Genomic DNA, 23924 nt, shown 5'->3' on the forward strand with positions numbered 1-23924 from the left:
TCACCCGTCCGCCGCTCGTCACCTCAGGAGCAAGCTCCCTTGTGTTACCGCTCGACTTGCATGTGTTAGGCCTGCCGCCAGCGTTCAATCTGAGCCATGATCAAACTCTTCAATTAAAGTTTTTTTGCTTCACCTCGAAAGGGTCAGCGGCTCAACGAATTCTGTATTACATATTGCTATGAACACTCATTCATTAAGTAAATTTTTGACTGCTTCGTTAGAAGACAGTTTCGAATAACTTAATCTCTGTGAGTGTCCACACAGATTTGCTTGTCATATTGTTAAAGAGCGTGAAGTCGTCTTTCAGACTTCGCCTTAGACGCTTAGGTCGTTTGGCTGAGGAGGCGTATTCTACACTTCCCGTTGTTGGCGTCAAGCGCTTATTTTAAGAAGTTTTTCAAGCGTTGATTTCTTAATCAGAAGTCGTCACCGAAGGTCCTTAAACCGCTTGTCACCAGATTCAAATCTCTTTCGATTTTCGAATCTCTAACACCGCTGCAAGTCCCTTTCTACCTAGGTAGTTGGCCTGCTGTGCCGTGTCAGTGGATGCGCATTATAGGGATGTGAGATTAAAGCACAAGGGCAAAAATGAATAAAACTCTAGTTTTATTACTGTTTGCTTATAAAACCCCCTGACTAGCCACTTTTTAGGCTTTATAATGCAAAAAACTGCCATTTAAGGACTTTTAGATGACTAACTCGAGAAACAATAAGTCACTGCGCTCATATAAAGGGATAGTTCCTGAGCTTAAGAATGATGTTTATGTTGATCAGGACTGCGTTCTTGTCGGCGATATTACTTTAGATGATGATTCGAGTATTTGGCCGTTAGTTGCCGCTCGAGGTGATGTAAACCGTATCTATATAGGTAAGCGCTCAAATATCCAAGACGGTACGGTTCTACATGTAACTCGTAAATCTCCATCATTACCCGAAGGTCACCCTTTGATCATTGGTGATGATGTGACAGTTGGTCACAAAGCTATGCTACATGGCTGCAAAGTCGGCAACCGTATTTTAGTCGGTATGGGTGCCATCATTTTAGATGGTGCCATTCTAGAAGACGATGTGATTTTAGGCGCAGGTTCCTTAGTTCCCCCAGGTAAGGTGCTAAAGAGTGGTTATCTGTATGTGGGTAGCCCCGCGAAACAGGCTCGGCCATTAACCGAAGCGGAGCTTGCCTTCCTACCCCAGTCTGCTGACAACTATGTCAGACTAAAGAACGAGTACTTACTAGAGAGCCAATAGTGAAAACTTATCTTTAATATCGTTTCTATTGTCTTATGCGATATCTCGTAGATAGAGCCTTATAAAAGAACAACCCTTCCCAACTCATCGAACGTCTCTTGTTCGATGAGTTCTTCCACCTCTTCCTCGATATCAAAACGATACTCTTCAAATAGCGCTAGCGCTTTTGCTGCTTTATCGCCATCATCTCCAGCCATCGGGGCAGCAGCAAGTGAAACGAGCTTATTTAGGCTAATACGACATTCAATATTAGCGCCTTGTACCTGAACAGGAAAAACAACGCTCTGTGTTTGCGTGTCCCAATCTTGTAGATCAGGAAATAAAATACTTTGGTTCATTTCTATCTCAAACTTATCTCAATTTAAAGCTCGGCTCGAAGCTGAACTAAAACAGGCTGCACACTTGGCTTTATCTTACGCCAGATTTGGAAGCTTTCGGCTGCTTGCCCCACCAGCATGCCTAAACCATCTATTGTCTGACTCGCCCCTTGCGTCTTCGCCCATTCATTAAAAGCCGTTGCTTCTTTGCCATACATCATATCGTAGCAGACTGTCTCAGACGTAATGGCATCACCACTTATATTTGGCACCTCACCACTTAAACTGGAAGAAGTTGAATTAATAATGAGGTCGTAGCTTTGGCCTGCATGCGCTATTGGTAAAGCGATAACCGTGCCATAACTGGCAAATAGCTCGGCCAGAGCCTCAGCCTTCGATTGAGTTCTGTTTACTATCGTCAGTTTTTTAACTCCCGCATTTAGTAGCGGCAGAATACAACCTCTTGCCGCACCACCCGCTCCCACCAATAGAACATTTAACCCTGTAAGACTCCCTAGGTTCCTTTCTAGATCGGCAACTAACCCTAGACCATCGGTATTATCACCGCGGATCCTACCGTCGGCCAATACAGACAGCGTATTCACAGCTCCAGCGAGTTGTGCTTGCTCGCTAAGCTCATCACAGAGTGCAAACGCTTGCTCTTTAAAAGGCACTGTTACATTGGCTCCTAAACCATTAGCCGCGACGAATGCGCTAAAGCTGGGCTCAAAACCACCGACAGGTGCAAGAATGGCTTCATAGGTTAATGACTGAGACGTTTCCTTGGCAAACATCGTATGAATTTTTGGGGACTTACTGTGGCCAATAGGATTGCCAAATACTGCATATCGTTCAGTCATGTTTACTTCTCTAGCCGTGCAAAAATACTAGTGTAACCTGCTTCCGCTAACTCGCAATCACTTCCAGACGAGTTATTTTCAACTCTCATTTCTAATGTGACTCATTTAATTAGCTTGATAAATATGGCCAGTCGCCTGCTAGACTGCTCCACATATTAGAGCAATGGAACTAGAGCTGTATGAACTGGTTAAAACAAATTTTAGGTAATAAACAATCGAGTCAAGATAGAGACTCACGCCAATCTAACGCTTATGATCGCATCGGTGGAGAGGAAGTGATCCGTGCGATAGCCCATCAGTTTTATCTGCAGATGCAAACTAATCAGGCGACCCAAGAGTTATTGTCAATTCATAGAGCCCCAATCAAGGAGTCGGAACAAAAGCTATTTGAATTTCTAAGCGGTTGGCTTGGTGGGCCACAACTATATCTGCAGAAACATGGTCACCCAGCATTACGAGCTAGGCATATGCCATTTAAGGTCGATGAAGATATGCGTGACCAATGGTTGCTCTGTATGAAAACGGCGATAGAGATAGAAGTGAAAGATCCGCAGCATCAACAGGCTATATATAGTGCTATTGCGACGCTTGCGGACCATATGCGAAACCAATAACGTTTAAGAACATGATTGGTTTCGCTGCTATAGCGATGCTGGTGATAAAGCCCGTTAAAGGTTTAACCAATCTCTTGGCCTTAGGTAATCACTATAAAGCTGTGCCTCTGGGCTACCCTCTTCTGGTGTGTAGGCATATTGCCAACGTACCAGTGGTGGCATCGACATGAGAATAGACTCTGTACGACCACCAGTCTGTAGACCAAACAGGGTGCCACGGTCATAAACCAAGTTAAATTCAACATATCTCCCGCGGCGGTATAACTGGAACTGGCGTTCATGCTCACCATACTCAGTATCTTTACGACGCTCAACGATTGGGGCGTACGCCGTTAAGAACCCATTACCCACAGCTTGCATAAAGGCGAAACTGTCATCAAAACCTTGCTGGTTCAGATCATCAAAGAAGAGTCCGCCTACACCACGGGTTTCACTACGATGGGGAAGGAAGAAGTATTCGTCACACCACTTTTTATATTTAGGATAAATCTCATCGCCAAAGGGTTCACATAAAGACTTAGCACTCTGATGCCACTCAACCACATCTTCTAAATAGGGATAGTAAGGAGTTAAGTCAAAACCACCACCAAACCACCAAACGGGATCAACCCCCTCTTTATGGGCAATAAAAAAACGTACGTTGGCATGTGTGGTTGGAATATGTGGGTTATTGGGATGAATAACTAAAGAAACGCCCATCGCCTCAAAACTGCGACCAGCAAGCTCTGGGCGATGTGCCGTTGCAGAGGCAGGCATAGAGGCGCCCATAACATGTGAGAAGTTAACGCCAGCTTGTTCAAATACAGCACCACCAGTCAGTACGCGGCTCTGTCCACCACCGCCCTCTTCACGCTTCCAGGAGTCTTCTGCAAATTGTGCAGTGCCATCCAATGCTTCGAGTCCATTACAAATTCGATTTTGAAGATCGAGCAAGAAAGCTTTTACTACTGTTGAATCTGGTGTGCTCATAATATTCCTTTTATAGAGGCGGATTAACCTTGTCTAATAATATTGCCACTCTTGGCATCGATAATCGTGGATGGCGCAGTTTGGCTTCCTAACTCTCCAACAACTAGTGCGGCAATCATTCCTTCAAACTGCTCTTTAATGGTTGCTGGCGTAAGTGCTGGCTCCTGACCCGATAGGTTTGCACTGGTAGAAACAACCGGCTTATTAATTGCGTCACATAATGCCTTTACCCCGCCATGATCAGTAACGCGTACCGCTATAGAGTCAAAGGTGCCACAGAGTAACTTAGATAGCCCAGGTTTAATTGGCATAATAAAAGTAAACGGACCCGGCCATTTACTCTGAGCAAAAGCTAATTGCTCTGCAGTTAATTGAGACTCATCGATATAAGGTTGCAACTGTCGATAGTCGCCCGCAACTAAGATCAGCCCTTTCTGCCAAGGTCGCTGTTTTATCAGCAGTAACTGATTGATGGCGTCATCGTTATCAGGATCGCAACCTAAGCCATAAACCGCTTCAGTTGGGTAGGCTATCACTCCACCTTTCTCGACCAGTGCGGCTACGTCCGCCGGCAATACTTCTAACATTTTTTATCTCTTAACCTTATTTAATCCGCGCAGTGTAATGTCACTATGATTACTCAAAAGTAATATTAGCGAAAGACAATATGAATACTTAAACAGGCCGTTTATATTTGCATGCCTTTTCAGGGCACTCTAAACGCATTCCTGCTGCGCCCTTACGTTCGACTAAGATCCCAAAGCCGCAATCAGGACAAGTTTCAGCTCTAGGTGGATAGTTAACTAAGAACTTACATTTTGGGTAAGCACTGCAAGCATAAAACGACTTACCAAATCGACTGGTTCTATGCTCAATATGTCCCTTTTTGCATTTAGGGCAAGGGATCTCATCTTTGCTATCAGCCTGATCGTGCTTTTCGATGTGACTACACTCAGGATAATTAGTGCAGCCAATAAAAATACCAAAACGCCCAGACTTAACCGCTAGCTCATTGCCGCAATCAGGGCAAACAGAACCCTCAATGACTTGCGTCTCAATCGACTCGTGCTGCACCAACGGTCTTGTGTAATCACAACTTGGATAGTTATTACACCCAATAAAACCACCGTGCTTACTGTGCTTTACCGACAACTCGCAGCCACATTTTGGGCAAAGCTCAAACTCTTTCTCAAGAGCGTGCTCATGCGTAGTAAACAGTTGCTGATCTATTTTGGTCATGATCGTCTCAATTCATCTCTATGCCGCTATTCTACCAAGGAATCGATTAAGTTTTATATTCCAGTGTTAGAATTTCGTAAAAAGCAATGATATATTGTATTCAATAAATAAAAGGGATAAAAATAAAGGAATAAAAATGAATACATCCTCAAAGTTCGCTATGACTATTATAGCGGGTCTGCTCACTTCTCTCTCAGGTTGTGCCAGTGTCGAGCAGCAAGCTGCCAACCCACAAGCCATTAGCCAAATCGCTGCAGCCTCAGAAACTGCTCTGTTTAACGCCCAAAGCTCACTCTTAACACGAGATACCTTTTTACAAGCCAGCTCAGCTCTGAGTACAACTCAAAATGTCGATACGGCTAATCAGCTACTCTACTTCTTCCGCGCCTTTAGCTATTACGGCCCCGTAGATGATCTTAAGGCTGCAGATATCTCTGCTTTAGCGTTAGCACTTGAGGAGTTAAGTGACTCTGGCATACTCAACAATCACGCCCGCCTGCAAGAACAATATGCGGTAACGATATATCGCTACTTCGCTAATAATGATGCCGCATCGGCCCTGGAACCACTACTTCCTCAGCTAGAAACCCAGCTACAGCAACTAGCAACATCGACACCAAATAAAACTAACGACTACGGCTTACTAGAAACACTCAAAGCCTATGGTTTCTTACTTAATAAAAGCCGTAAAGATGTTGATGGCGAGCTAAACAAGATATTACTAGCAGCCGATCTAAATACACCGCTATTGGAGTTTGCAGCCAGCCCAGCAAGTATTCGCGCCGAAAGTGACTGGCCGCGCACCAATGCATACTGGGCACTTGCTCTCTACCGCCTAGCCCTCCCATCATCAGAAGATGGTGAAGAGACCGAGCAAGAACTTGCCGTAGATGCCGCAGTTGCTGCAATCGCAAAAGCCGATGTCGCGCAACGTGGTGATATAGCAAAAGATGCTTATACCGCTGGTTTTCACGTAAACGTATTTGGTGGCCAGGAGCTGTGTGAAGAGAATAGCGAAATATGTCGTATTCCAGAGCTTAAAACGGCTCTCCCCATTGAGCATCACTGCTCCGATAGTTTGTTCATTCTTACTCAAGATCTGAATGAGCAAGAGTTAGCCGAGAGCTGTACTAAGCTGACATCTCAAGAATCTGACTTCCATAGCGTACTAGAGACCGAGCTAAAACCCACACCTAATGACTTTAATACCGCGCTTAGGGTTGTCGCCTTTAAGAACTGGAGCCAATACCACCTCAATGGCCAGCTGATCTTTGATATCAACACAGATAACGGTGGCATGTACATCGAAGGCACCCCTTCTAAACCCGGTAATCAGGCAACCTTCTTTGCCTACCGCCAATGGTGGATTGAACCCGAGTTTAGAGTCTGGAATCTCAACCATGAATATGTGCACTACCTCGATGGTCACTTTGTAAAATATGCTGGTTTTGGACACTTCCCATCTAAAATGGTGTGGTGGTCAGAAGGCTTAGCCGAGTATGTTTCTAAAGGCAATGATAACCCTTCAGCCCTTAGAGTTATCAAGCGTGATATTGAAGAGGCGCCAACACTGGAGGAGATCTTTGCCACTGAATATAAAGATGGCCAAGACAGAACCTATAAGTGGAGCTATATGGCTATTCGTTTCCTAGTCGAAAATCATCATGCTGATTTTGTACAACTAAGCAAATACCTAAAAACCGACTACTTTGAGGGTTATGAGCAACTGATGGCGTCGTTAACCACACATCAACCGCAATTCGCCGACTGGTTAAACACTCAGGTTAACGCCTTTAATGATAGCGAAGAGGAAGCGAAGCCAAGACTGCGCAAGCAAGGTCGTTACGACTACCGAGATTACCTGCAGCCACAGCACTTAGCCCATGGTGAAAACCATCTGAAATTCTAGGCATAAAGCCAATTTGTATCCATCCATGGCAAATTGGCATAAGTGTTCTGACCTCTAGAGATAGAGGAAGTGCGAATAAATGTACGACTGAATGGATTCAGGAGGTCAGAGTAACGCAGGACGCAGTTACCGATGGAACATTTATCGCCTGACACAAATCCCTTCTTACGCAATCCTTGCGTTCAGGGATAAGTACATCCATGTACAACGCCTATTTGTGTCCATCCATGGCAAATAGGCATAAATGTTCCAGACACAAAAAAGGAGGCTTAGGCCTCCTTTGTTTTAGGTTCTTTATAGACTACGAGTGCAGGCGCCCGTCGGGCTGTTCAAAGATAAGATCTTCCATCTGCTCGTAGGCAGACTCATGACCCGGTGCATTAAATAGCACCATTAAGATAACCCACTTCAGATCATCAAGATTCAGGGTAGGCTCATCGATTTCCATAACTCGGTCGATCACCATTTCACGGGTCTCAACGCTAAGCACTTTAATCTGCTCTAAAAATAGTAAGAAACCACGACTCTCGACGTCAATCTTTTCCATTTCGGCATCGGTATAAATACGGAATGAGTGCTGATCATGGTTACAAAGATAAGGCGTGCCTGCTTCTTGAAGTTCAGCTAAACGCTCCAACCAAGAAAGTGCTTTAATGATTTCGCTCTGGTGAAATCCGGCGCGAGTAAGTTCTTTTGTGAGTTCGTCTTCATCTACCAATAGTTCAACTTCACTATGAACATAGTTTTCAAATAAATACATGAGGATATCAAACATGGCTAGCTCCTCTTTAGTCTTATGTAACCACCAGGGACTGCAGAAATCCAACCCTGCAGCTCGAGTTCAAGCAATTGCTCTAATACTAGCTCTATGGTTTTTCCACTATGCTCGACTACATCATCTATTGTTGTAGCCTCATAGCCTACACTAGCTAACAGCGAGGAAAATGGCAAATCAGAAGCGTTCTCCCCCCCTATATGGTGACGAGCCTTAAGTTCTTCAAGGTGAAAATGCGATAAAGCGGTAACTTCTTCCAAAATATCACTAACAGACTCGACTAACTTAGCGCCATCACGCAACAATTGATGACAACCCTCACTCTGCTCACTAAGCACACTTCCCGGAACTGCAAATACCTCTCTCCCTTGTTCATTAGCCAACCTAGCCGTGATCAATGAGCCACTTTTCAGGGTTGCTTCAACCACCAAGGTTCCTATAGTTAGACCGCTAATGATGCGATTTCGTTTCGGAAAATTACCAGAATATGGTTTAACGTTGGGCCAAAACTCACTAACAATACAGCCATCTTTTTGAATATCATTATAAATGTGACGATGCCTCTTGGGGTAGATAACATCGACTCCAGTCCCCAGAACGGCAACACTAGGCTTATCAATATCGATAGCTGCTTGATGGGCTGAACCATCGATACCTAAGGCCATCCCACTGGTTATGCCAATACTATTTATCGCCAGCTCTGTCGCTAATTGATAAGTCACTCTTAAGCCGCCAGGCGTTGCCCGCCGACTACCGACAATGGCAAGACTGGGAAACAGCAAGGCATCTCGGTTACCTTTTAAAAAAAGCAATGGTGGCGGATCGTTAATCTGTTTCAACAGTGGTGGATAATGGAGGTCATCAAAACAGATAAGGTGATGATTGTCTTCGGCTTGCTGCCACCCCAAAGCCGCATCAACTAAAGCATGATCTGGAGATAAGTGAGATTGTAGTAACGACTCTGGTAAAGGCAGTGCTTGTGGCTCATGCGTCAATCTTTGCCTTAATTCGGCTACATCCATGTAATTTATCAGTTGTTTAACCCGAGCCGGTCCTAGCCCAGATACTGCAGAAACAACTAGCCAATCGACCAGTGTATCGTTAATAGTTCGTCCCTTTAAAAGTGCGATGCAACCATTAAGGTTGCATCGAAAGAAACACTATAACTAACTCTAGCCTACTCACTGCGGATCAGCGAATCGGGAATCGCCAGCTTGTCGGCGACTCGTACTGGCCGCTCATTGACTAAGATAATCCCCATACTGGTTTTATCGAACACTTTAAATACCATCAATTTGCCACGATAAAGATCGGGCATCTTAACAGCGCTGTCGGAAGAGATATTAGCTAGCATCTTCTCATAACGATTTCGTTCGTGAGGCTGTACAGGTATACCATCACCGTCTATAACAACGACCTTGCCATCTTTAAAGATAGAAAACACATGCCCAGGCTCAAGCCCATCGGTCGCTCCCCTGTCTAAATAGACCACATCACGTTTACCCATCTCACGAATATCTTTACCCGAGGCGAGTACTGTCGTTGGTACGTCGATTTCTGCAGCCTTAGGCATAAAATAGGCTGACATTAGTGAGTCATCTTCGATGGGTAATACCCGATAGCCTGCCGATGTCTCCTGCAAGCTACTGAGCAGCTCTACTTTAGAGATAGATCCTGACTCCACCACTCGACCACTGGCAGACAAGATCACCTCTAAACCTAAATTTTCACCATCGCTATTCTGAAAAGTGCGGCCATCGGTATAAACACCTAATTTATCACCGACAGTAAGCTCACCTTGGACATAGATAATGTCAGAAATCACATGGAACTGAGAGGGACTTTCTCCTCCCATCACTTTCGGCTGAGACTCATACCACTGTTCATCGACCACACGATTTTGTAATAGATAAGGACGAATTAAGGAGAGATCGATTGCAGGGATAGCACCATCTTTCGGTGAAATACGTCCCTCAGGACTCTTTCGAATATGGGGCTTAACCACCAGACGAGGCTCACCATCAATAAAGACCAAAGTGAGCCTGTCACCAGGATAAATAAGGTGCGGATTAGCCACTTGTGGGTTTGCCCCCCAAAGCTTAGGCCAGCGCCAAGGATCATTCAGGAAAGACGCCGAAATATCCCAAAGGGTATCGCCTTTCTTAACCACATAAGAATCGGGATGCCCCGACTTCAAGGTTAGCGTATCGGCAAATACGGAGGTGCAACCAATTATGAGTGAAGCAAGTAATATTAACCGTTTCATCTGGGTATCCATGCTATTTGCTCTTTTATTAGAGTAATAAGTAGAGCTTTTGCTGTTATTGAATGCCGCTAACGACTAAAATTGAGCCATTAGCCAAAGTCAGTATAACCAACTGACTCAGATTTGACAGACTTGTTAAGAGTTTAGGTATGAGTTTATTAAAAGTTTTACAGTTTCCAGATGAGAGATTACGCACTGTTGCCAAGCCGATAACAGAGTTTAACCCTGCACTTCAAACACAGATCGACAATATGTTCGAAACTATGTACGAAGAAAAGGGAATTGGTCTTGCGGCAACACAGGTCGATTATCACCATCAACTTATTGTGATGGACCTTCAAGATGAAGTTGAACGCCCAAAAGTGTTCATCAATCTAGAGATCACAGCCAAAAGTGGTGAATTTTCGAACGAAGAGGGTTGCCTGTCTGTGCCAGGTATTTACGCCAAAGTCGACCGTGCCGAATTTGTTACCATTAAGGCACTCGATCGTGACGGCAAAGAGTTTACCTTGGAAGCCGATGGGTTGTTTGCTATCTGCTTACAGCATGAATTAGATCATCTAGCAGGCAAGCTGTTTGTTGACTACTTGTCACCACTCAAGCGCCAGCGTATCAAACAGAAGCTGGAAAAAGCGGCTCGCCTCGAAGCTAAACAAGGATAAATCTTTGAAACCATTAAATGTCATTTTTGCAGGAACACCTGACTTTGCTGCACGCCATCTTCAAGCGCTAATCGACTCAGAGCACAACGTAATTGCAGTATATACCCAACCAGATAGACCCGCTGGCCGTGGTAAGAAATTACAAGCAAGCCCAGTCAAAGCGTTAGCCCTTGAAAATGACATCGCAGTTTTTCAGCCAAAGTCGCTACGTGACGAAGACGCGCAAGCCGAGCTTGCTTCGCTAAACGCCGACATTATGGTTGTTGTGGCTTACGGGCTTATCTTGCCAAAAGTGGTGCTCGACACTCCACGCCTAGGTTGCATCAATGTGCACGGTTCAATCTTGCCACGCTGGCGTGGTGCGGCGCCGATTCAACGCGCGCTATGGGCTGGCGACAGCGAAACAGGCGTCACCATCATGCAGATGGATATCGGCCTAGATACTGGCGATATGCTGTTAAAAACACAGCTTAAAATTGAAGACAGTGACACATCCGCAACCCTTTATGAAAAGCTTGCAGAGCAAGGCCCAACCGCTTTAGTTGAAGCACTTGCTGGCATAGCAGAAGATCGTTTACCTGCAGAGAAGCAAGATGAAAGCCTAGCCAACTATGCAGAGAAGCTATCAAAAGAGGAAGCACGCTTAGATTGGTCTAAATCGGCAACAGCCCTATGGCGTGAAATCCGTGCCTTTAATCCGTGGCCAGTGAGCCACTACGATCACGAAGGCAACACCATCAAGGTATGGCAAAGTCATGTCAGTGATGAAACCAGTTCAAAGCAGCCTGGAACGATTCTATCTGCTGACAAAAATGGCATTAGCATCGCAACTGGCGAAGGTGTGTTAACCATCACCCAGATGCAACTTCCAGGTAAGAAGCCTTTAAGCGTTGCCGACATCCTAAATGCAAGAGGCGACTGGTTTACTCCGGGAACCCTACTTGCTGGTACAGATAACCTAGAGGCTTAATCGCTAATGAATTTAAGAGCTTTGGCCGCTAAGGTCATTTTCCAAGTGCTAGAAAAAGGTGTGTCACTTTCAGTGGCTCTGCCTGAACAGCAGAAGCATTTAGACAGTGGAAAAGATAAGGCGCTACTTGCCGAGCTTTGCTACGGTGTGATGCGCCATTTGCCACAACTCGACAAGCAAGTCAGTGATTGCATGAGTAAGCAGATGAAGGGGAAGCAACGCATCGTCCACCAGCTATTGCTTGTAGGCTGCTACCAGCTTTACTTCACCCGCATTCCTAGCCATGCGGCAATATCTGAAACCGCCGAAGCCTGTCGCCAGCTAAAATTCGAAGGCCTAGTGAAGGTTGTCAACGGTGTCTTACGTAACATTCAGCGCCAAGAGAAGCCTTTATCGACCGAAAACGACACCTTGGCCTATAACACCCCAGCTTGGATCATTAAGCGCTTAAAAGAGGCTTACCCAGAAAACTGGCAAGCAGTTATTGAGCAAAGCCATGAACGCCCGCCTATGTGGCTGCGTAACAACCAGCAATCTCAAACAAGAGAGACCTACCTACAAGCACTTGCAGGTATGGAGATCGAGGCTCAAGCAGGTAATAGCCCCGACTCAATCCTATTAAGCAGTCCACGAGATGTGATGCAGCTACCGGGTTTTGAAACGGGCGCAGCATCTGTGCAAGATGGCGCAGCCCAGTGGGCAGCCACATTGCTGGCACCACAAGGTGATGAGCTAGTACTCGATGCTTGTGCCGCTCCCGGCGGTAAAAGCTGTCATCTATTGGAACTGGCACCAAACATCAAGCTAGTAGCGGTAGATTTTGATGCCAAGCGTCTAGAGCGTGTACAACAAAACCTAGATAGATTGTCACTCAAAGCTGAGTTAGTACATGGTGATGCCGCCAATATTGATTCATGGTGGCATGGTGAGAAATTTGACCGTATTCTGCTAGATGCGCCCTGCTCAGCAACGGGGGTTATCCGCCGCCATCCAGATATTAAGTGGCTGAGAAAGAACAACGACATCGAAGAGTTAGCGCAGTTACAGTCGCAAATTTTCGATCATTGCTGGAAGTGGCTAAAGCCTGGTGGCACACTCTTATATGCCACATGTTCGATTTTGCCACAGGAAAATAAAGATCAAGTCAGTGCCTTCTTAGCCAGAACACCCGATGCGACCTTAGTGCCTATCGAAGAGCAAGCTAACCCAGACGATATCGGTTGGCAGATTGTTCCCGGCCAAGACAACATGGACGGCTTTTATTACGCTCGCCTAGTGAAGGATTAGTACGGCAATGAAAATTATCATTTTGGGTGCAGGACAAGTTGGCGGCACATTAGCCGAAAACTTAGTTGGCGAAAACAATGACATCACTATTGTCGATAACGACAAAAACCGCCTGCGTACCTTGCAAGATAAGTACGACTTAAGGGTAGTGGTGGGTCACGGTGCTCACCCAAGTGTGTTAAAGGAGGCGGGGGCCGAAGACGCAGATATGCTGATCGCGGTCACCAATAGCGACGAATGTAATATGGCCGCCTGCCAGATTGCCTATTCACTCTATGGCACGCCGACTAAAATTGCCCGTATTCGTTCTGAGCAGTATTTAGGTCTTCGTGACAAACTGTTTATCGATAGCGAAACTAAACACGCAGACAATCGCCCTCGTGGTGGTTTCATTATCGATGAGCTAATTGCGCCAGAGCAGCTAGTTACGGCCTATATTGGCCGCTTAGTTGAATACCCAGGGGCACTACAAGTACTTGAGTTTGCCGAAGGCAGACTCAGTCTCGTTGCTGTGCGAGCCTACTATGGCGGCCCACTCGTGGGTAACGCATTAGCCGCACTGCGCGAGCATATGCCTAATATTGATACCCGGGTTGCGGCTATCTTTAGACAAGGTCGCCCAATCATGCCCCGCGGCACCACCATTATCGAAGCCGACGACGAAGTATTCTTCGTCGCCGACAGTCGCCATGTGCGTGCGGTAATGAGTGAGATGCAAAAACTGGATAACTCTTACCGCAACATCATGATTGCAGGTGGCGGTAATATCGGTTTAGGTTTGGCTAAGCAGTTACAACGTAACCATTCGGTCAAGCTGATTGAGCGTAAACAAGAGCGCGCCGAAGAGTTATCAGAAAAGCTTGAAAACACCACGGTATTTTGTGGTGATGCATCGGATCAAGAGCTACTACTCGAAGAACATATCGATCAAACCGATGTGTTTATTGCGGTTACCAACGATGATGAAGCCAACATCATGGCAGCTTTACTCGCTAAGCGCATGGGAGCCAAAAAAGTCATGGTGCTGATTCAGCGTGAAGCCTATGTTGATATCGTACAAGAAGCTAATATCGATATTGCCATCTCACCACAACAAGCCACCATTTCAGCCCTACTGACGCATATTCGTCAAGGTGACATTTGTAACGTTTACTCACTGCGCCGTGGCGCAGCTGAAGCTATCGAAGCGATTGCTCACGGAGACTCCAACACCTCAAAGGTTGTGGGTAAGCAGATCAGCGAAATCAAATTACCACCCGGCACAACCATTGGCGCTATCGTGCGCGATGAAGAAGTATTAATGGCCCACGATAAAACCGTTATTGAACAGGGCGACCATGTCATTCTCTTCTTAGTAAACAAGAAATTCATTGGTGAAGTTGAGAAGCTGTTCCAACCGAGTGCTTTTTTCTTTTAAAAACGTTCAGGAGCGTAATATTGCTGAACTATCGTCCTTTATTGTTTATTCTGGGAGTTTTCCTGTCGACGCTCACCGCGTTTATGTTAATTCCCGGAGCCTTCGCTCTCTATTATGGCGAAGAAACAGTCGGTGCATTTATGATCTCCTCACTGGTTGCGGGCAGCGCAGCCAGCTTTTGTATGCACCAAGGCCAGAGCCGTAAACTCCATCTCAACATTCGAGATATGTTCCTTTTGACCTGTCTCACATGGCTTATCGTAAGCCTGTTTGCAGCAATGCCCTTTACTCTGTATCACGGTATCAACTATACCGATGCCTTTTTCGAAACCATGTCCGGCATAACCACAACTGGCTCTACCGTGTTATCAGGGCTCGATACCATGGATCACAGTATTCTGATCTGGCGCTCACTGCTACAGTGGCTAGGGGGAATAGGCTTTATCGTAATGGCCGTAGCCGTGCTGCCCTTCTTAAACGTCGGTGGTATGCGACTGTTTAGAACCGAGTCTTCTGACTGGAGTGATAAAACCACCCCACGCACCCAGCATATGGCAAAGAACCTGTTTATCGTTTATTGCCTACTCACCTTCCTATGCGTATTGGCTTATCACAGCAGTGGAATGAACTGGTTTCAAGCCATCAACCATGCCATGACAACGCTATCGACAGGCGGCTACTCCACCTCAGACAAATCTATGGCTGCGTTTTCTAATCAGGCTCATTGGGTTGGCACCATCTTTATGCTTGCCGGTGGATTGCCCTTGCTGATGTTCGTCCACATGGTGCAACACAGATCTGTCGGCGTGTGGGACGATGCCCAAGTCAAAGGTTTCTTAAAGTTTGTGGTTTTTGTTTCTTGCTCACTGGCCTTATGGCTATGGAGCACCAGAGAAATAAACCCACTCGACGCCCTACGCTTGGCCAGCTTTAATGTGGTCTCTGTGGTCACAACTACCGGGTACGGACTGACTGATTACTCAGCATGGGGTGCATTAGCCAATATTGCCTTTCTGTTTTTAATGTTTGTCGGTAGCTGCTCAGGCTCTACTTCTGGCGGCATTAAAATCTTCCGTTTTCAAATCGCTGGCGTAATTATGCGTGAGCAACTTAAGCAGCAGTTTCACCCAAACGGTGTTTTCAAAGAGCGTTATAACAACCACATTATTAGAGGCGATATTGTCCGTTCGCTGGTCACTTTTATTCTGCTGTTTGTATTGGTGATAGTGCTGCTATCAATCGTGTTGGTACTCACAGGGCTCGATCCTGTCACTAGCTTCACTGGGGCAATCACCGCCGTTACCAATGTCGGCCCCGGATTAGGTAACACCATAGGCCCAGCAGGTAACTTTTCATCGCTACCCGATGTCGCTAAATGGGCACTAGCAATAGGCATGCTACTGGGACGCTTAGAGATCTTAACCGTCGCGGTGTTGTTTCACCCTAGTTTCTGGAAGTACTAAATCACCAACTTTAAAATACAAAAAAGCCGCATCAAATGCGGCTTTTTAATTCGTATACTTATTTAGCTAAGCTTACCAAGTGGTCTGCATAGACCTTCACATCATCCCAGTCGGTGTAATCGATAACAGATTTTGGATCGGTTGGCCCATTGGTGATTTTCATGATCAATTGGATCATCATTCTGTCGTACCAGCGCCAAGCGGGGTAATCGACCTTACCAGCAATCACCTTCACATCGTTTGGCTTCCACGCTGATAGCTCAATGAACTTCTGTAGATATTTATTGTTTTCAGGCACGCGCTTTTCTGGGTTACGTGCAACTACATTGACACTAAAGAAGCTTGAGGCTTTCGCGCTTAATTCGACTTGATGTGCAGCAACGAACTCAAACACCGACTTATGATAACTGCCGTAAAGCACGCATGCGCCAAGCGCAACAACATCATACTTAGCCCAATCGACACCTTCAGCTTTCGCCTCACTAATATGCATCATGTCACACTGGTGACCTTGACTAGCTAAGTGGTCGGCGATAGCACGGCTGATTCTGGCAGTATGGCCGCCACGTGAATAATAAAGTACCAGAACTGATTTCATCTGTATTCCAATTGAGGATTTGCTATTAAATCCATTGTTACAGCAAATCGCAGTTTTTAAAGGATAATGGATCACAAATTAGGTGTAGCTCATATTATCGGCATCAAAAATTGTGATAATGAGAAACCATGAGTATATTGTTTTATCAGGACATCTCAATTAGAATAAACTAATTAAAGGCGATGGAGTAAGTAACCGTATGCAAAAAGAAATCGATGCCAGTGCAATGGTCACCAATGCCGAGAGCGCAGCAAAATGGCTTAAGGCTATCGCGAATCCATATCGGTTAATGATTCTGTGCTTGTTACTGGATAAAGAGTTAAGCGTAACCGAATTAAATAAAACAGTTCCCCTTAGCCAATCAGCACTATCACAACATTTAGCAGTGCTGCGCTCAGAAGACCTAGTTGCAACCCGCAAGAGCTCACAAGTGGTCTACTACACATTAAAGAATGAGCAGGTCACCGAAGTTATTTCTATTCTGCATCGCAAGTATTGCGCCGCCTAAGAGATCACCTTTAGAGCCAAGTTAAAATAGAGAAAAGCCTGCTAATTAGCAGGCTTTTTTGTTCGCTGAAGTCTAGCGTTCGGAAAAGGCACGGGCAAAATCATCGACTTTATTCCAATCGGTAAACTCAAAGGTGCCACAGGTGTCGGTTGGGCCTTTGGTCATCCACATAATAAAGCGGATCATCACCTTATCGAACAGACGATATTTAGGGTAATCAATCTTACCGGCAAATACGGCTAACTGCTGTGGCTGCCACAATGACAGTGCCAAAAACTTCTTCATATAAGGATTGGTTTCTGGCGTGTTTTTCTCAGGTTTGCGAGCCACTACATTGACAGTAAAAAATGCATTTTTCTTGGCATCCAGCACCGCGTGATGACGATTAATGAACTGATAAAGTGCCGGTCTATGCTTACCATAACGGATACTTGCAGCAACGAGGATCTTATCGAACTGAGCTAAACCTAGGGCTTCAGCCTCATCGAGAGAAGCCAGTGTTACCTTGGCTCCTTGCTCTTGATTAATCTTCTTTATCTGCTCACAAATCGCTTTGGTTTGGCCATCGACTGTTGAATAAATGATTAGTGTGTTGCTCATTGACCCCTCACTATTTTTCGGTTCAAACTGATTTCAAACTATGGCCAAAGGCCGATCTTATGTTCAGTATACGGAGCAATCATTAACACTAACCGCGTCTTTCATGCCCTGATATTGTTGCGCTGATTTAGTTCTTCCAGAAAGTAGGGGTAAACAAGATCAGCAAGGTGAATACCTCTAAACGACCGAATAACATCGCAAACAGCAGCACCCATTTCTCACCATCACCAATACTGGCATAGTTACTCGCCACCTCACCTAATCCCGGGCCAAGGTTATTCAAACAGGCCGCTGTAGCACTAAAGGCGGTAATAGCATCCATTCCTAGCGCCATCAGAATAAGCATACAGATAACGAAGACCAGGGCATAAGCAGAGAAGAAGCCCCACACGGCATCGATGACTCTATCCGGCAGCGCGTTACCACTGATCCGAATTGAGAACATGCCACGAGGATGGACTAAGCGCTTCAGTTCACGCGATCCTTGCAGTAACAGCAAGATCACTCGGATCACTTTAATGCCGCCTGCAGTAGAGCCTCCACTACCGCCAATAAAACTGGAGAAGATTAATAGGATTGGTAAGAACAGTGGCCAAGCATGGAAGCTTTCTGTGCCAAAGCCCGCCGTAGTAGAGATAGATACCGCCTGAAACAACGCGTAATCAAAAGTTTCTTCTGCTGAATCATAGATCCCTGAGCCATAAAGGGTAACAAAACAGATAGCTGTTAGTACCAACTGAATGGCTATCAACACCTTAAATTCTGCATCACGGAAATAGACTCGCAAGTTAATGCCACGACGAGAGAATGCTGCAAAGTGAAGGCTAAAGTTCAGTGCGGCAATGAGCAGAAACACCACACAGATCATGTTGATAGTAGGGCTGTTGAAGTATCCCATACTGGCATCGTGGGTAGAGAATCCACCAATAGCAATAGTGGAGAATGAGTGACAGATAGCGTCGAAAACATCCATCCCTGCAAGCCAATATGCAACGGCGCAGGCGACCGTTAGCGCCAAATAGATATACCACAGCGCCTTGGCGGTTTCGGCAATCCTCGGCGTCATCTTACTGTCTTTTACCGGCCCAGGCATCTCAGCTCGATACAGCTGCATCCCCCCAACACCGAGCACTGGAAGAATGGCTACCGCGAGAACGATGATCCCCATACCACCGAGCCATTGCAGTAGATGTCGATAGAATAGAATCGCCTTAGGCAGACTATCGAGGCCAACGATAACCGTTGCCCCTGTCGTTGTTAGCGCAGAGAAGGATTCAAAAAAACTGTCGGTTAAACTCAAAGAAGGTTGGCCAGAGAAGATAAATGGCACAGCACCGATGGAACCGAGTACCACCCAGAAGAGCACCACCAACAGGAAGCCTTCTCGGGTACGTAAGTCCTTATGGTGTGCGCGATTAGGATACCAGAGTCCAAAACCTAAGATCAGGCACAATACAAACGCCTGAATAAAGGCCATGCCACCGCCATCTTTATAGATAACAGCGACTAGGGCTGGTGGAAGTAAAGATAAAGAAAACAATCCCATCAACAGGCCTGTAATTCTTATTATTGTTCGATATTGCATTGGTTCCCATCACTAGCGCTTATGCTATAGCGCATTCTCGCACACTTATTAATTAATGTTCACAACCGAATAGCAAGGCTGAAGATTCTTGCTACTCATCAATAAAAACGCCCAGCGGGTATCAATCGCTTTTAACAAACCTAACCTAGAGCTAAGTTAACTTTTATTCTTCAAACTCTGCTTTAAGCAAACCTTTACTCATGGTCGCCAAATCAAGGTTCAACTGCTTTTTAAAAGCCTTAGGAATGGCAAAGTGGATTTCGATATGATCTGTAAACTGCTTATCTTCAATCAACACATCTAATTGAGCTAATAGATGCTCAACATCTTTTAACTGGTGATATTCACACACTAGCTTACCCGGATAACGGATCTGCTTTAATTGGGTTTCGAGTTGAGGAATCGCCTGCTTAATACCTGAGCTATATGCCCTAACCAAACCACCTACACCCAGCTTTGTGCCACCAAAGTAGCGGACAACTATCACACCAATTTCACCGATATTCGCCCCCTGTAAAGCAGCTAACATGGGTCGTCCCGCACTTCCCGAGGGTTCACCATCATCGCTTGAGCCAATATTGATACTATCGGTAGGTGAGCCCCCAACGAAGGCATAACAGTAATGGTTGGCTCCTGGATATTCAACCTTAAGGTTGGTAAGTACACACTTCAACTCTTCTACCGACTGGCAGTGAAACAGAAAAGAGATAAAGCGGCTATGCTTTATCTCCTCTTCAAACAGCAAGTCTGTTGCTGGGATGAGATAACTCTCACTCAAAACATTTCTCTCACTAGGTTAACGGCTCAGACCTAAATTACGGGTCATATTTTCAATACGATCGCCATGAACAATCACATTATCCTCAATACGGATCCCACCAAATGGCCGTAAGCTATCAACCATATTCCAGTTGACCTGTGATTGACACCGCTCTTGTTTTAACTCGGCCAACAGAGAATCGATAATATAAACGCCCGGCTCTATCGTCAGCACTTGGTTAATATCGAGCTCTCGGGTACAACGTAAGAATGGATGTGCCTCTGGCGCTGCAACATGGGTCCCATTTTCATCACTAAGGAAACCTCCCATATCATGCACCTGAATCCCCAGCATATGCCCTAATCCATGGGGAAAGAAGGCGCGGGTTATTCCCTGCTCGACAAGCCCCTGCACATCGCCGCGGACAATATCAAAATCCAACAAGATCTGCGCTAGCTTATAATGAGTTTGTATGTGTAATTCAGCATAGCTCACACCAGGCTTCATCATACTTATGATCTGTAGCTGCATATTATCCATTGCGGTTATCAGATCATCGAAAATATTCTTCTCAAAGGCATAACTACGGGTAATGTCCGAGGCATAACCATTATAGTTAGCCCCCGCATCGATTAGGAATGAGCGACGTTGTGCGGGACTCGCATGTTCAAGAGCGGTGTAATGTAAGATGGCCGAGTTTTCATTAAGCGCAACGATACTACTATAGGGCACCTGATTTTCGCCTTGAGAAATGGCCGATAAATAGACCTGCAGGATCTCAAATTCGCTAGCACCATTATAGAATGCGGCTTTTGCAGCCTGATGCCCGGTCACCGCAATTTCGTTAGCTTTACGCATGCAAGCCAACTCATACTCGGTCTTTGTTGCTCGGTGATAATTAAGATAACTCAAAACAGAATCGGGATTTCGCCGCGAAAAACCTAACACATCGGCTACATCTAAGTGCTCACCGATATAGGCCCATTCATCGATGTTGTCAGGAAGATATTCGGCGACCTTGTCAGCCTTAGTTAGAAATTTAATATCAACATGCTCAGCCCAAAAATCACTTGGTTCATCGGCAACCTTATGCCAAAAGTCCACTGGGCGATAAAAAATCAACTGCGGTTTGTCTCTACCGTTAATTACTAACCAAGAGTTAGGGTTATCGGTAACGGGTAACCACGCCTTAAAGTGAGGGTTCACCTTAAAAGGGTAATCCATATCGTCTAAAAACTGTCTATGAGGCTGACCAGAATGGATGATGAGCCCCGATAGGTTTTCACGAGAGATGATTTCGCTGACACGCTGATTTAGCACTCGAAGATGGTCATGATAGAGGCGCGCTAACTGTTCCATGAGAGTTACCCTATTGTTATTATTTAGCCAAATTTTCGACATCGCCTCAGTCTATCACATCACCAAATAAATTTTTTCTTCAAACATATCATTGCCGTTTTTGCCTATATTCTCGACGACAAACTCAAAATAAACCACAAGCAACATTAAAGATAACCTGCTGATTTCTAGGTATTAGAATTTCACAAACGACAAAAACCAAACGACCGTTTAAATTGGGTGTTGTATTTTTTTGTGATTAGTCGCACACTGAACAGTAACTGGTCAAATGATGGCCTAGGCTGCCGTGACAAAGAAAGTCATATTCAGATAATAAAATCACTAATGATCTGAAGCGTGAACTTAAGCTATAAGGAAGCAAGCAATGATCTACCAAAGCCCTACAATTGAGGTTGAGTTACTCGAAGATAACATCGCTCACCTGTGCTTTAAGGCGCAAGGTTCGGTTAACAAATTAGACAGAGAAACCATCGACTCGTTAAATGCTGCACTCGACAGCATCAAACAAGATTCAAGTATCAAAGCATTGATGCTTAGCTCAGCAAAAGATGCTTTTATCGTTGGCGCTGATATCACAGAGTTTTTAGGACTCTTCGCTGAAGACGATGCGGTATTACATTCTTGGATTGAACAAGCCAACGATGTTTTCAATAAACTTGAAGATCTTCCTTTCCCAACGCTTTCAGCCATTAACGGCTTTGCACTCGGTGGCGGTTGCGAAACGATTCTTGCTACAGACTTCCGTATAGCAGACACAACAGCCCGTATAGGCCTACCAGAAACTAAGCTAGGTATTATTCCTGGCTTTGGTGGCACAGTACGTTTACCCCGATTGATAGGTGCCGACAACGCACTAGAGTGGATCACTACAGGTAAAGATCAACGCCCGGACGCCGCGCTGAAGGTCGGTGTAATCGATGCGGTTGTCGCTCCTGAACAGTTAAAATCTGTTGCGCTCAAAATGCTAAAAGATGCCCTAGCAGAAAAGTTAGATTGGCAGTCTCGACGCGCCAAGAAGCAAGCACCACTGACACTACCAAAGCTTGAAGCCATGATGTCTTTTGCAACAGCTAAAGGCATGGTATTTAAGGTTGCAGGTAAACATTACCCTGCTCCTATGGCTGTCATTAGTGTTATTGAGCAAGCTGCGCAATGTGATCGCACAGGTGCATTACAGGTTGAATACCAAGCTTTTGTAAAACTAGCTAAAACCGAAGTCGCACAAGCACTGATTGGCATCTTCCTTAATGATCAGCTTGTGAAAGGTAAAGCAAAGAAAGCCTCAAAGCAGGCTAAGAAAGTAGACTCGGCAGCCGTACTAGGCGCAGGTATTATGGGTGGCGGTATCGCTTACCAAAGTGCTAGCAAAGGTACACCGATAGTGATGAAGGACATAGCTCAACCAGCACTGGATTTAGGTCTAGGTGAAGCCGCTAAGCTACTAACAGCCCAAGTTAAGCGCGGCCGTTCGACACCTGCCAAGATGGCTGCGGTACTCAACAACATCACTCCCGCACTCGACTACGCGCCAGTAAAAGATGCAGATGTAGTAGTAGAGGCTGTTGTTGAGCATCCAAAAGTTAAATCTATGGTACTTGCTGAGGTTGAAGAGCACGTTAGCGAAGATGCCATCATCACCTCAAACACTTCGACTATCTCAATTAACCAGCTAGCCAAGAGCCTTAAAAAGCCTGAGCGTTTCTGCGGTATGCACTTCTTCAATCCGGTACACAAGATGCCATTGGTAGAAGTCATTCGCGGTGAGCACAGCTCAGATGAAACCATTGCTTCTGTTGTGGCTTACGCCAGCAAGATGGGCAAGACGCCTATCGTAGTTAATGACTGCCCAGGTTTCTTTGTTAACCGTGTACTCTTCCCCTACTTTGCTGGCTTTAGCGGTCTGCTTGCCGATGGTGCTGATTTCGCCGCTATCGACAAAGTGATGGAAAAGCTGTTTGGCTGGCCAATGGGCCCAGCTTACCTACTTGATGTGGTCGGTCTAGACACGGGTCATCATGCTCAGGCAGTTATGGCTGAAGGCTTCCCTGACCGCATGGGTAAGTCAGGTAAAGATGCTATTGATATCATGTTTGAAGCCGAGCGTTTCGGTCAGAAAAATAGTAAAGGCTTCTATCAATACTCGGTAGACCGCCGCGGTAAACCAAAGAAAGATTTAGATCCAGCTAGCTATGAGTTACTACAGGCAGAGTTTGGTGAGCAAAAGACATTTGAGGCTGATGAGATCATCGCTCGCACTATGATCCCAATGATTATCGAGACGGTTCGTTGTCTTGAAGAAGGTATTATCGCTTCGCCTGCTGAAGCGGATATGGGCTTAGTTTATGGCCTTGGTTTCCCACCGTTTAGAGGCGGTGTGTTCCGCTACCTAGATACTATGGGGGTCGCTAACTTTGTCGCACTCGCCGACAAATACGCACACCTAGGTGGTCTATACCAAGTAACCGATACTATGCGTGAACTTGCCGCCAACAATGGCAGCTACTACCAGCAGGCTTAA

At 45.6% G+C, this 23924-nt stretch carries 23 protein-coding genes and 1 rRNA gene; 10 read left to right on the forward strand and 14 right to left on the reverse strand.

The features are described 5' to 3' along the window. Positions 1–116, reverse strand: a 16S ribosomal RNA gene (locus JMA39_RS19640); the annotation flags it as partial. A 574-nt stretch (positions 117–690) separates the two neighbouring features. Here JMA39_RS19640 and JMA39_RS19645 point away from each other — a divergent pair. After that, on the forward strand, positions 691–1248 hold the full coding sequence (locus JMA39_RS19645; protein ID WP_202723595.1) for a gamma carbonic anhydrase family protein: 558 nt from the start codon (positions 691–693) through the stop codon (positions 1246–1248). Between the two features lie 59 nt (positions 1249–1307). Here the strand turns inward: JMA39_RS19645 and JMA39_RS19650 are convergent, their stop codons facing one another. Beyond that, positions 1308–1586, reverse strand: a complete 279-nt coding sequence (locus JMA39_RS19650) for a DUF1488 family protein (protein ID WP_202723596.1) — start codon at positions 1584–1586, stop codon at positions 1308–1310. 23 nt (positions 1587–1609) lie between these two features. Beyond that, positions 1610–2425: a shikimate dehydrogenase gene (aroE, locus tag JMA39_RS19655; RefSeq protein ID WP_202723597.1), complete on the reverse strand. Its 816-nt coding sequence runs from the start codon at positions 2423–2425 to the stop codon at positions 1610–1612. Between the two features lie 179 nt (positions 2426–2604). On the opposite strand from aroE, the gene JMA39_RS19660 reads away from it, so the two are divergent. After that, complete coding sequence (locus JMA39_RS19660; RefSeq protein WP_202723598.1) at positions 2605–3039, forward strand: group II truncated hemoglobin; 435 nt, start codon at positions 2605–2607, stop codon at positions 3037–3039. Positions 3040–3093: 54 nt separating this feature from the next. Here JMA39_RS19660 and hemF read toward each other — a convergent pair whose 3' ends face one another. From hemF to JMA39_RS19675, 3 genes are all read right to left on the reverse strand, one after another. Further along, a complete protein-coding gene (gene hemF / locus JMA39_RS19665) occupies positions 3094–4008 on the reverse strand; it encodes an oxygen-dependent coproporphyrinogen oxidase (RefSeq protein WP_202723599.1) in 915 nt (304 codons plus the stop codon). Positions 4009–4031: 23 nt separating this feature from the next. Beyond that, complete coding sequence (locus JMA39_RS19670; RefSeq protein ID WP_202723600.1) at positions 4032–4595, reverse strand: L-threonylcarbamoyladenylate synthase; 564 nt, start codon at positions 4593–4595, stop codon at positions 4032–4034. Positions 4596–4683: 88 nt separating this feature from the next. Beyond that, complete coding sequence (locus JMA39_RS19675) at positions 4684–5247, reverse strand: DNA topoisomerase family protein (protein ID WP_202723601.1); 564 nt, start codon at positions 5245–5247, stop codon at positions 4684–4686. Positions 5248–5383: 136 nt separating this feature from the next. Between JMA39_RS19675 and JMA39_RS19680 the strand changes: the two genes are divergently transcribed. Then, positions 5384–7156 (forward strand): collagenase, encoded by a 1773-nt coding sequence (locus tag JMA39_RS19680; protein ID WP_202723602.1) that lies wholly within the window; start codon positions 5384–5386, stop codon positions 7154–7156. 301 nt (positions 7157–7457) lie between these two features. Here JMA39_RS19680 and JMA39_RS19685 read toward each other — a convergent pair whose 3' ends face one another. The 3 genes from JMA39_RS19685 to JMA39_RS19695 all read right to left on the reverse strand — a co-directional run bounded on the left by JMA39_RS19685 (position 7458) and on the right by JMA39_RS19695 (position 10209). Next, positions 7458–7931: a DUF494 family protein gene (locus tag JMA39_RS19685; RefSeq protein ID WP_202723603.1), complete on the reverse strand. Its 474-nt coding sequence runs from the start codon at positions 7929–7931 to the stop codon at positions 7458–7460. A gap of 2 nt (positions 7932–7933) precedes the next feature. After that, a complete protein-coding gene (gene dprA, locus JMA39_RS19690) occupies positions 7934–8953 on the reverse strand; it encodes a DNA-processing protein DprA (protein WP_202723604.1) in 1020 nt (339 codons plus the stop codon). Between the two features lie 155 nt (positions 8954–9108). Then, a complete protein-coding gene (locus tag JMA39_RS19695; RefSeq protein WP_202723605.1) occupies positions 9109–10209 on the reverse strand; it encodes a LysM peptidoglycan-binding domain-containing protein in 1101 nt (366 codons plus the stop codon). A gap of 137 nt (positions 10210–10346) precedes the next feature. On the opposite strand from JMA39_RS19695, the gene def reads away from it, so the two are divergent. The 5 genes from def to JMA39_RS19720 are packed head-to-tail and all read left to right on the forward strand — an operon-like array spanning position 10347 to position 15996. Further along, positions 10347–10859, forward strand: a complete 513-nt coding sequence (gene def, locus JMA39_RS19700) for a peptide deformylase (protein ID WP_202723606.1) — start codon at positions 10347–10349, stop codon at positions 10857–10859. A gap of 4 nt (positions 10860–10863) precedes the next feature. Further along, positions 10864–11829 carry a methionyl-tRNA formyltransferase gene (gene fmt, locus JMA39_RS19705; protein ID WP_202723607.1) on the forward strand — a complete coding sequence of 322 codons (966 nt, stop codon included), beginning with the start codon at positions 10864–10866 and terminating at the stop codon, positions 11827–11829. Positions 11830–11835: 6 nt separating this feature from the next. After that, on the forward strand, positions 11836–13116 hold the full coding sequence (rsmB, locus tag JMA39_RS19710; protein ID WP_202723608.1) for a 16S rRNA (cytosine(967)-C(5))-methyltransferase RsmB: 1281 nt from the start codon (positions 11836–11838) through the stop codon (positions 13114–13116). 7 nt (positions 13117–13123) lie between these two features. Next, the gene (gene trkA, locus JMA39_RS19715; RefSeq protein WP_202723609.1) at positions 13124–14533 is read left to right on the forward strand and encodes a Trk system potassium transporter TrkA; all 1410 of its coding nucleotides are present in this window, start codon (positions 13124–13126) and stop codon (positions 14531–14533) included. 20 nt (positions 14534–14553) lie between these two features. Next, positions 14554–15996 carry a TrkH family potassium uptake protein gene (locus tag JMA39_RS19720; RefSeq protein ID WP_202723610.1) on the forward strand — a complete coding sequence of 481 codons (1443 nt, stop codon included), beginning with the start codon at positions 14554–14556 and terminating at the stop codon, positions 15994–15996. A 58-nt stretch (positions 15997–16054) separates the two neighbouring features. Here JMA39_RS19720 and hemG (JMA39_RS19725) read toward each other — a convergent pair whose 3' ends face one another. Next, positions 16055–16594 carry a menaquinone-dependent protoporphyrinogen IX dehydrogenase gene (hemG, locus tag JMA39_RS19725; protein WP_202723611.1) on the reverse strand — a complete coding sequence of 180 codons (540 nt, stop codon included), beginning with the start codon at positions 16592–16594 and terminating at the stop codon, positions 16055–16057. A 199-nt stretch (positions 16595–16793) separates the two neighbouring features. On the opposite strand from hemG (JMA39_RS19725), the gene JMA39_RS19730 reads away from it, so the two are divergent. Next, positions 16794–17102, forward strand: coding sequence for an ArsR/SmtB family transcription factor (locus JMA39_RS19730; RefSeq protein ID WP_202723612.1), 309 nt, complete (start codon positions 16794–16796; stop codon positions 17100–17102). Between the two features lie 72 nt (positions 17103–17174). Here JMA39_RS19730 and hemG (JMA39_RS19735) read toward each other — a convergent pair whose 3' ends face one another. From hemG (JMA39_RS19735) to pepQ, 4 genes are all read right to left on the reverse strand, one after another. Then, positions 17175–17702: a menaquinone-dependent protoporphyrinogen IX dehydrogenase gene (gene hemG, locus JMA39_RS19735; RefSeq protein WP_202723613.1), complete on the reverse strand. Its 528-nt coding sequence runs from the start codon at positions 17700–17702 to the stop codon at positions 17175–17177. A 127-nt stretch (positions 17703–17829) separates the two neighbouring features. Further along, positions 17830–19287 carry a TrkH family potassium uptake protein gene (locus JMA39_RS19740; RefSeq protein ID WP_202723614.1) on the reverse strand — a complete coding sequence of 486 codons (1458 nt, stop codon included), beginning with the start codon at positions 19285–19287 and terminating at the stop codon, positions 17830–17832. A gap of 163 nt (positions 19288–19450) precedes the next feature. Continuing rightward, positions 19451–20065: a YigZ family protein gene (locus JMA39_RS19745; protein WP_202723615.1), complete on the reverse strand. Its 615-nt coding sequence runs from the start codon at positions 20063–20065 to the stop codon at positions 19451–19453. Between the two features lie 18 nt (positions 20066–20083). After that, positions 20084–21406, reverse strand: a complete 1323-nt coding sequence (pepQ, locus tag JMA39_RS19750; protein WP_202723616.1) for a Xaa-Pro dipeptidase — start codon at positions 21404–21406, stop codon at positions 20084–20086. Between the two features lie 364 nt (positions 21407–21770). Here pepQ and fadB point away from each other — a divergent pair, with 364 nt between their 5' ends. Beyond that, positions 21771–23924, forward strand: a complete 2154-nt coding sequence (gene fadB, locus JMA39_RS19755) for a fatty acid oxidation complex subunit alpha FadB (RefSeq protein WP_202723617.1) — start codon at positions 21771–21773, stop codon at positions 23922–23924.

It is taken from the genome of Shewanella schlegeliana (genome assembly GCF_016765635.1).
GTDB classification, from domain to species: Bacteria; Pseudomonadota; Gammaproteobacteria; order Enterobacterales; family Shewanellaceae; genus Shewanella; species Shewanella schlegeliana.

What these genes read in the sequence shown, in the direction of transcription:
- hemF (WP_202723599.1), bottom strand. Translation starts at nt 4,008, where the DNA reads ATGAGCACACCAGATTCAACAGTAGTAAAAGCTTTCTTGCTCGATCTT.
- JMA39_RS19740 (WP_202723614.1), bottom strand. Translation starts at nt 19,287, where the DNA reads ATGCAATATCGAACAATAATAAGAATTACAGGCCTGTTGATGGGATTG.
- JMA39_RS19695 (WP_202723605.1), bottom strand. Translation starts at nt 10,209, where the DNA reads ATGGATACCCAGATGAAACGGTTAATATTACTTGCTTCACTCATAATT.
- def (WP_202723606.1), top strand. Translation starts at nt 10,347, where the DNA reads ATGAGTTTATTAAAAGTTTTACAGTTTCCAGATGAGAGATTACGCACT.
- JMA39_RS19685 (WP_202723603.1), bottom strand. Translation starts at nt 7,931, where the DNA reads ATGTTTGATATCCTCATGTATTTATTTGAAAACTATGTTCATAGTGAA.
- aroE (WP_202723597.1), bottom strand. Translation starts at nt 2,425, where the DNA reads ATGACTGAACGATATGCAGTATTTGGCAATCCTATTGGCCACAGTAAG.
- pepQ (WP_202723616.1), bottom strand. Translation starts at nt 21,406, where the DNA reads ATGGAACAGTTAGCGCGCCTCTATCATGACCATCTTCGAGTGCTAAAT.
- JMA39_RS19675 (WP_202723601.1), bottom strand. Translation starts at nt 5,247, where the DNA reads ATGACCAAAATAGATCAGCAACTGTTTACTACGCATGAGCACGCTCTT.
- trkA (WP_202723609.1), top strand. Translation starts at nt 13,124, where the DNA reads ATGAAAATTATCATTTTGGGTGCAGGACAAGTTGGCGGCACATTAGCC.
- dprA (WP_202723604.1), bottom strand. Translation starts at nt 8,953, where the DNA reads ATGGATGTAGCCGAATTAAGGCAAAGATTGACGCATGAGCCACAAGCA.
- JMA39_RS19660 (WP_202723598.1), top strand. Translation starts at nt 2,605, where the DNA reads ATGAACTGGTTAAAACAAATTTTAGGTAATAAACAATCGAGTCAAGAT.
- hemG (WP_202723611.1), bottom strand. Translation starts at nt 16,594, where the DNA reads ATGAAATCAGTTCTGGTACTTTATTATTCACGTGGCGGCCATACTGCC.
- rsmB (WP_202723608.1), top strand. Translation starts at nt 11,836, where the DNA reads ATGAATTTAAGAGCTTTGGCCGCTAAGGTCATTTTCCAAGTGCTAGAA.
- hemG (WP_202723613.1), bottom strand. Translation starts at nt 17,702, where the DNA reads ATGAGCAACACACTAATCATTTATTCAACAGTCGATGGCCAAACCAAA.
- JMA39_RS19730 (WP_202723612.1), top strand. Translation starts at nt 16,794, where the DNA reads ATGCAAAAAGAAATCGATGCCAGTGCAATGGTCACCAATGCCGAGAGC.
- JMA39_RS19670 (WP_202723600.1), bottom strand. Translation starts at nt 4,595, where the DNA reads ATGTTAGAAGTATTGCCGGCGGACGTAGCCGCACTGGTCGAGAAAGGT.
- JMA39_RS19650 (WP_202723596.1), bottom strand. Translation starts at nt 1,586, where the DNA reads ATGAACCAAAGTATTTTATTTCCTGATCTACAAGATTGGGACACGCAA.
- JMA39_RS19680 (WP_202723602.1), top strand. Translation starts at nt 5,384, where the DNA reads ATGAATACATCCTCAAAGTTCGCTATGACTATTATAGCGGGTCTGCTC.
- fadB (WP_202723617.1), top strand. Translation starts at nt 21,771, where the DNA reads ATGATCTACCAAAGCCCTACAATTGAGGTTGAGTTACTCGAAGATAAC.
- JMA39_RS19645 (WP_202723595.1), top strand. Translation starts at nt 691, where the DNA reads ATGACTAACTCGAGAAACAATAAGTCACTGCGCTCATATAAAGGGATA.